The sequence below is a fragment of the Aerococcus sp. L_32 genome (assembly GCF_050689315.1).
In genome coordinates, this window is record NZ_JBOEQF010001180.1 from 1 (window position 1) to 566 (window position 566).

Below are 566 nucleotides of genomic sequence, written 5' to 3' on the forward strand. Positions count from 1 at the left end.
GCAAAATTCTTGTTTCACTTCTTGATAGATCTTTTTAAATTCTGGGTCAGCGTCAGCTCGTAAACCAAAGTCCGTCATATCTGGTCCTTGATAAGCATCAGATTCAACCCAATGCTTAAAGGCCCACTCATCCCAGATATGATTGTTATTTTCTAGTAAATAGCGGATATTGGTATCCCCTTTTAGGAACCATAACAATTCACTCTTGATTAAACCAAAAGGTACTTTTTTAGTCGTTAATAAAGGAAACCCTTCGCTTAAATCAAAGCGCATTTGGTAACCAAAAACTGATCTGGTACCTACACCCGTACGGTCGCTCTTATCTTGTCCATTATCTAAAATGTGTTGTAGAAAATCTAAGTATTGCTTTGCCAAACTCATTGCCCCCTAATTTAATTTGAATCAACTTCTTGTTTTTTATTTCATCATAAATTTTCTGATACTAATTTTCTAATGTAGATAGGTATTCCCAGTAGCTCATTTTTTCAAGCAAATCATTTTCTTTGCTATCTTTCTCTAATTGCAATTCGGATAGTTTGCCGTAATCATTTCCGTTTTCGTTCATA

1 protein-coding gene is annotated in these 566 nt (G+C 34.8%); it reads right to left on the bottom strand.

Going from position 1 to position 566, the window contains the following annotated elements:
• The coding region (thyA, locus tag ACRCJ0_RS18815) for a thymidylate synthase (protein ID WP_431391728.1) at nucleotides 1–381 on the bottom strand (381 nt) is incomplete at its 3' end.
• Nucleotides 382–566: the final 185 nt, after the last annotated feature.